9 protein-coding genes and 1 pseudogene are annotated in these 6000 nt (G+C 50.2%); 1 reads left to right on the forward strand and 9 read right to left on the reverse strand.

What is annotated here, in order from left to right:
* Nucleotides 1-2: 2 nt before the first annotated feature.
* The 6 genes from CX664_RS20645 to CX664_RS20670 form a co-directional block, all read right to left on the reverse strand.
* Complete coding sequence (locus CX664_RS20645; protein ID WP_146000183.1) at nt 3-635, reverse strand: hypothetical protein; 633 nt, start codon at nt 633-635, stop codon at nt 3-5.
* The gene (locus CX664_RS20650; RefSeq protein WP_101748560.1) at nt 632-1366 is read right to left on the reverse strand and encodes a tyrosine-protein phosphatase; all 735 of its coding nucleotides are present in this window, start codon (nt 1364-1366) and stop codon (nt 632-634) included. Before CX664_RS20650 ends, CX664_RS20645 begins: the two co-directional genes overlap by 4 nt.
* Before the next feature lie 95 nt (nt 1367-1461).
* Complete coding sequence (locus CX664_RS20655; protein WP_101748561.1) at nt 1462-1725, reverse strand: hypothetical protein; 264 nt, start codon at nt 1723-1725, stop codon at nt 1462-1464.
* Nucleotides 1726-1778: 53 nt separating this feature from the next.
* Nucleotides 1779-2018, reverse strand: coding sequence for a BrnA antitoxin family protein (locus tag CX664_RS20660; protein ID WP_101748562.1), 240 nt, complete (start codon nt 2016-2018; stop codon nt 1779-1781).
* Complete coding sequence (locus CX664_RS20665; RefSeq protein WP_101748563.1) at nt 1993-2286, reverse strand: BrnT family toxin; 294 nt, start codon at nt 2284-2286, stop codon at nt 1993-1995. The genes CX664_RS20660 and CX664_RS20665 overlap by 26 nt, the downstream gene beginning before the upstream one ends.
* A 96-nt stretch (nt 2287-2382) precedes the next feature.
* A complete protein-coding gene (locus tag CX664_RS20670; RefSeq protein WP_163370015.1) occupies nt 2383-3810 on the reverse strand; it encodes an O-antigen ligase family protein in 1428 nt (475 codons plus the stop codon).
* 136 nt (nt 3811-3946) lie between these two features.
* Between CX664_RS20670 and CX664_RS20675 the strand changes: the two are divergent.
* Nucleotides 3947-4260: pseudogene (locus CX664_RS20675) on the forward strand (four helix bundle protein).
* A gap of 121 nt (nt 4261-4381) precedes the next feature.
* Here the strand turns inward: CX664_RS20675 and CX664_RS20680 are convergent.
* The 3 genes from CX664_RS20680 to CX664_RS20690 form a co-directional block, all read right to left on the reverse strand.
* Nucleotides 4382-4633 carry a BrnA antitoxin family protein gene (locus CX664_RS20680; RefSeq protein ID WP_101748565.1) on the reverse strand — a complete coding sequence of 84 codons (252 nt, stop codon included), beginning with the start codon at nt 4631-4633 and terminating at the stop codon, nt 4382-4384.
* Entirely contained in the window at nt 4617-4919 is a 303-nt protein-coding gene (locus CX664_RS20685) for a BrnT family toxin (RefSeq protein WP_101748566.1), read from the reverse strand. The genes CX664_RS20680 and CX664_RS20685 overlap by 17 nt, the downstream gene beginning before the upstream one ends.
* 148 nt (nt 4920-5067) lie before the next feature.
* Nucleotides 5068-6000: undecaprenyl-phosphate glucose phosphotransferase (locus CX664_RS20690; RefSeq protein WP_101748567.1), on the reverse strand; the 933-nt coding region annotated here is incomplete at its 5' end.

Consider the following 6000-nt stretch of genomic DNA (forward strand, 5'->3'; position numbering starts at 1 on the left):
ACCTACTTTGGCAGCGGATATTGCCGCTCTATTTGCTTAGCCCGATGCGGATAAAGCCTGGCAAGCCGCTGCTGACTGTCATCAAGCCTTGCCTGAACCGGCTCACTCAACCATCCACGATAATACCTGCCGAGGATGGTGGCGTTTTCCATCACGGTTTGTTCCCAAGGGCCCAGCTGGTCAGCACGAACCAGTGCCTGTTCAAAAAGTGGGTCGATCAGCGAGCGCTGAGAGCGAGCCTGTGCATAACTGCTCCAGCTATAAGGCCAGCCAGGCCTTAACAAGATGGCCTGTTGCCAGGCATCCAGCTCCATCGGTTTGCCCGAATCATTAACAGCCCAACCGTTATGTACTCCCCGGTTCAGTACCTGGGCTCGCATCATTTGCAGTTCGGGAGAGCCAGGCATATTGTCCAGAGCATTATCAGCTCCAGCCAAAGTGAGTAGCCACTGTTCTTTATCCACAGTAAAGCCAGCATCTTCTTTCGCTTCTGTTACCCAGTGGTCCAGAAAATCCTCCGTCTGGGAACGCCAGACCTCCGACTGCACCAGATTCCATGCCGTATTAAAAGCCACTGCCAACAGGGCGATACCCGGAAGAGCCAACAGCCATCGTCGTATTCCTGAACTATTCACTCCTTTCCTCCAAACAACGAGAACGTCAACAAGTCCGGATTGGTCAATGTCAGCTGATGTCGAACGGACTCGCCATACCATTCATCCAGCACCTCCGCCGCAGCCTTCATGGCCGGAGGCCTTCGCTTGGCATGGTGAGCATCCGAAGCCACAAACTGCACCAACTCATGGTCCAGCAACCAGCGAGCCGTGGTCTGGGCCTTCTCACCAAAAAAGCCGGGGATACAACCGGCAGTCACCTGAAACAATGCGCCCCGTTCTACCAGCGGGAAGATCCGTTCCGGGTAAGCCATCAACTCTTTATTCCGTTCCGGGTGAGCAATCACTACCCGCACCTGCTGTCGATCCAGCCACTCCAGCATATGTTCAATCCCCACCGGAATATTGGCATGGGGCATTTCCAACAGCAGGCAGTCGTAACCATCCCACTTGCCTATCATCGGGATACGCTTCTGCCGCAGCTGAAACATCAGTTCATCGCTAAAGCGAACCTCTGCCCCCATGGCCAGTTGCACACCAATGCCGGCTTGCCGGACATGACCAACCAGCACATCAAAGGCAGGTGCAATGGTGTTGATATCGTTATCGTAACGACCGGGATGCATATGGGGCGTACAGACCATCCGCTGGATATCATTGGCTTCGGCTATCCGCAGCAGTTCCAGTGATTGCTCCAGGGTATCGGGGCCATCATCAATGGCGGGGATAATATGGTTATGAATATCTATCATGTATGCGCTTTCCGCCTCCCGCTGCCCGCTTCCCGTAAAAGCACCCGTCTTATCTTTTTCGGGTAGCGGGAGGCGGGGAGCGGGTAGCGGTCTTTTTAAACCGTCACCTTGCCAAAAAATCGCCGCACCAACACCATCACCAGCCAGGCGGGCAAGAGCAGCAAAACTACAGCCAGAAATATGGCCAGCGGCAAAGGCACATTAAAATAGTTAAAAACAAAAACCACTGAGCTTACCGCCTCAACAACATCAAAGCTCAATGGCTGATTCTGCGCTTTGGACGACGCATTAATCACCAATACTTCCGCAGCGATCACCCAGAACAGGATGGCGATATTGATAATCACACGTTTTTTCATTAACACCGCTTCCTGCTAACCGTAGGGCTGGCAGCACCCGTAAGGGGAGTGGATCAAGAATTTTTACGTTGATGAGCAACATATTCATCAAGTAACTGTCGGATCATTTTCTGATATTGCATACCATGCTCTTCAGCAACCGACTTGAAATATTCGATACTGTCAGAACTCAAAGTAATCGTAATTTTTGTACTATCGTTTTTTACTTTAAGTTCACTTGGGGATGGCAGGAAATCAGCGACCAGTTTGACTTCGCCAATCGGTTCATCAGTGTACTGAATTTGCTTGCTCATAAAGCTTTTTCCCTTTTCTCCAGTAGCCCGCACCTATTATCCGGATTCGATTGTCCCTGCAGGTAAAGCGCACAGTGAGAATACCCGTTTGATCTTTATCCAAACCAAAACAATAGTAACGCTTTTCTTCCTTACTATGGTTGACATCTTCGGCAATAATCCGGTTCGGATCGAAAAAAGCATACTGAGCTTCATAGAATGAAACTCCATGCTTTTTCTGATTGGACAGGTTTTTAACCTCATCCCATTCAAAATTGCTTTCAGACATCAAACAATCATAGTCGGAATATGGCTATTTAGCCATATCGGTGTGCCACATCACGCTCCCCGCCGCCCGCTGCCCGCTTCCCGCAAAAGCACGATCTTATCTTATTCGGGCAGCGGGAGGCGGGCGGCGGACAGCGCCCGAAGGGGTAGGCATATACCTCGCCAACAAAGCAAGCGCCATCATCACCACAAAATAAGCCGCATTGGAAGGAATCTGCAGATTAAAATCCACCGCTGAGTGAATCATAATGGCCAGGATGCCCATAAAAGCGGTAAAACCCATGCCAATCATCATCCGGTTACGACGCTGACGCATTGCGGCAATAGCATGCCAGGCGGCCGCCAGCACCATCAGTGCCAGAATGACATAGGCGGGTATACCAAACTCCAGGGGGAATTGCAGAAAATCAATATGGGCCAGGTCGTAAAAGCCCCGCCAGCTGCCATCGTGATAAGCGGGTAATGTCGTATAGAACGAACCGCCACCGGAGCCGGTCAAGCCGTAATCACCAATGGCCTCCAGCGTCACTTCCGCTACATTGGGCCGGGTTTCCCGTTCCATGGAGGTTTGTTCGAGGCGCTCCACCACCTTCTCCAGGCCAAACCACTGGCTGACAATAGCAGTATCAATCACCAACAAACTGACAAACAGCACCACCATACCCCGGCTCAGCTGCTTACGACAGATAACGTACAAAAAGCCGGTAATCATCAAACTGGAGAAAAACGCGGTATTGCCCATACGGGAGCGGGAGAGCACAAGACCAATTACCATAATGGCCAGCCCGGTCCGGAGGATCACCTTATTGCTCATCAGAGTCTTCAGGGTGCGGTGCAGCCACTCCTGCCAGTCCCGGGAGGGGCGTTCATTAAGCTGGGCAATCAGCAGGCCCATCCCCGCCGCCAAGGTCATCTCCATACAACCGGCAAAGCTATTGCGGTTTACAAAGGTACCGGTAGCCACACCAAAGTAAGAAGGCTTATCCCGAAACAGCAGCACTTCCAGACCGGAGAGGGTACTTAACGAACCAAACACCGCCTGAAAAATACCGGAAATCACCAGCATCCAGGCAAAGGTTTTTAGCTTCTCAGGTCGGTTGATCAGCAGCAGACATAGACAAAACAGCAGATAATAGGCCAGCGCCAGCAACGCCGTAACCTGGGTAGCGAAAGGGTCAAGAGAGAGGGGGAGTAAATCCGGCAGGGGCAAACCCAGCGCCAGATAAGCCTGAGATTGAATATCCCAGGCATGGGGGGAGAGTACCTTTACCCAATCCTCGGGTAGCGGAATCTGTTGTATAAACAGCCAGCCAGTAACCAGAATAAACCCAAGGTGAAACCAACGGGCCTTCTGAAAGGCTAGAGTTACCGGCAGCCGATTTAGGGCATAACCCAACAACCAGAACAACGCCAGCCCGTAGACCAGCATCATCAAAATCCCCATAGCCCACTCGGGCTTGCTGCCTTCAGGCAAAGGCAGCCAGAACATCACCGCCAATAACGGTAAGAAAAGAGTTTGTTTCATGTTTTTTAAATCCGCTACCCGCCTCCCGCTGCCCGCTTCCCGTAAAAGCATCCGTTTATCTTTTCGGGTAGCGGGAGGCGGGTAGCGGGAGGCGGTCTACAATGTATTTCTGTCTTACCGGTTAAGAAAAATTAAAATGGCATATGAAAATCTTGATGTCTGGAAACGGTCTTCCAGATTGTGCGTTGAAGTTTACAAAAACCTGGCTGAGCTTAAGGACTATGGGTTTAAAGATCAACTGAGCCGGTCGGCACTATCGATTCCCAGTAATCTCGCGGAAGGGCTTGAGAGACAGTCCAGCAAAGAGCAAAAACAGTTTATTTCATTGCCAGAGGCTCTGCTGCAGAGTTGAAAACACAAATCTATATTGGCATTGAGATAGGGTATATCGCTAAAGACAAAGGCCAGTCATGGATTCGGGAAATCAAGGACATCACCGCGATGATTTAGGGGCTTATGAAAAAGCTTTAGTTTTTTCATCGCTACCAGTCGCCCGCTCCCCGCTTCCCGTAAAAGCCACGCTTATCTTTTTCGGGCAACGGGAGGCGGGCAGCAGGTAGCGCCCGAAGGCTTAATAGTTAACGTGACCAGACAACCAGTATTTAATCAGGGACTGATAAGGCATATCCCGTTTATTGGCTTCGACCTTAATACTTTCCAGTAAACCTTCAGGCAGGCGCAGGGAGATAGTTTTTGTTGATGGTTTCAAATTTGGCATTGAAACACTCTCAGCCTGACTCCAGTCTACATAAGGTGTGGAATCATGTTTTTCCCAAAACGCCCTTTCTTCAGCTTCTGTCTTAAATTCAGGTATTTTGCTCATAAAACGCTCGCTCCTTTCGATGCATATTTCTGGCTGAAATAACACGGATTTGCGTGCCTTCTGCTCTTAAAGTAAACGTGATGTGAAGCAAGCGGTTATCGGAAGTTCGTCCCAAAGCGTGAAAACGTGGCTCACTTTTGCTATGTTTCTCATCCTCCACCATCAACAATGGCTTGTTGAAAAACACTTGCTCGGCTTCCACTTTTGAGACACCGTGCTTTTCTTCGCTCTTCCTCTCGTTGCCTGCATCCCAGTCAAATCCAGTGATTTTTGACCAATCAATCATTTATGTATATTCCTCCAATATACAAAATATAGATCAATAAGAATGAAGCAACAATATCTTTCAAAAACGCCGCCCGCTCCCCGCTGCCCGCAAAAGAAAAGACCAGTGCTTTTACGGGCAGCGGGAGGCGGGCTGCGGGTAGCGATGCCTAATAGGCATTAGGGTTCATAAACCCTTTGAATACGGTGCCAATGATAATCTTGATATCCAGCCACAACGACCAGTTATTGATATATTCCAGGTCACACTCCACCCGGCGCTGCATCTTATCCAGCGTATCGGTCTCACCCCGGAAGCCCCGTACCTGGGCCAGCCCGGTAATGCCCGGTTTCACCTTATGGCGTTTCATATAAGACTCCACCAAGTCTTTGTAATACTCGTTATGAGCCAGTGCATGGGGCCGTGGCCCAACAATGGACATCCGCCCCTGCAACACATTAATAAACTGCGGCAACTCATCCAGGCTGGTACGGCGTATAAAAGCACCCACCTTCGTTACCCGAGGATCACCTTTAGTGGCCTGAGTCACCTTACCTTCACCTTCCTGATGCACCTTCATACTGCGGAACTTATACACCTTCACCTGCTGACCAGAAGACCCATGACGAAACTGCTTGAAAAACACCGGCCCCGGTGACGAGAGCTTCACCGCAATGGCTACACCCAGCATCACCGGCGAAATCAGCAGCAGAATCAGGCTGCCAATCACAATATCCGACATTCGTTTAATAATGGCGTTAGTGCTGTCCATGGGAGAACAGCTGATATCCAGGGAATAAAACTCACCAATTTTGGTAATGGTATGGTTCAGCAACGGCAGATCCTGCAGCCCCGGCATATACCGGATATTGGCGGTACTGTGGCGCAGGGCGAACATCACTGGCTGAAGAATGGGGTTTTTGTTAAAGGGTATGCAGAGCCAACACTCATCAAAGGCCTCTTTTCTGGCCAGGTACTGCTCCAGTTCTGCCAGTGCCTGCTCATCAGTACGGTGCTCGATAATATGCTGCAACCGATAACCATAGGCATTATCTTTGGAGAAGTATTCCCGCAGGGCCTCAAAATTACGGCCATCGCCAAT

The sequence above is a fragment of the Endozoicomonas acroporae genome (assembly GCF_002864045.1).
Taxonomy (GTDB): Bacteria; Pseudomonadota; Gammaproteobacteria; order Pseudomonadales; family Endozoicomonadaceae; genus Endozoicomonas; species Endozoicomonas acroporae.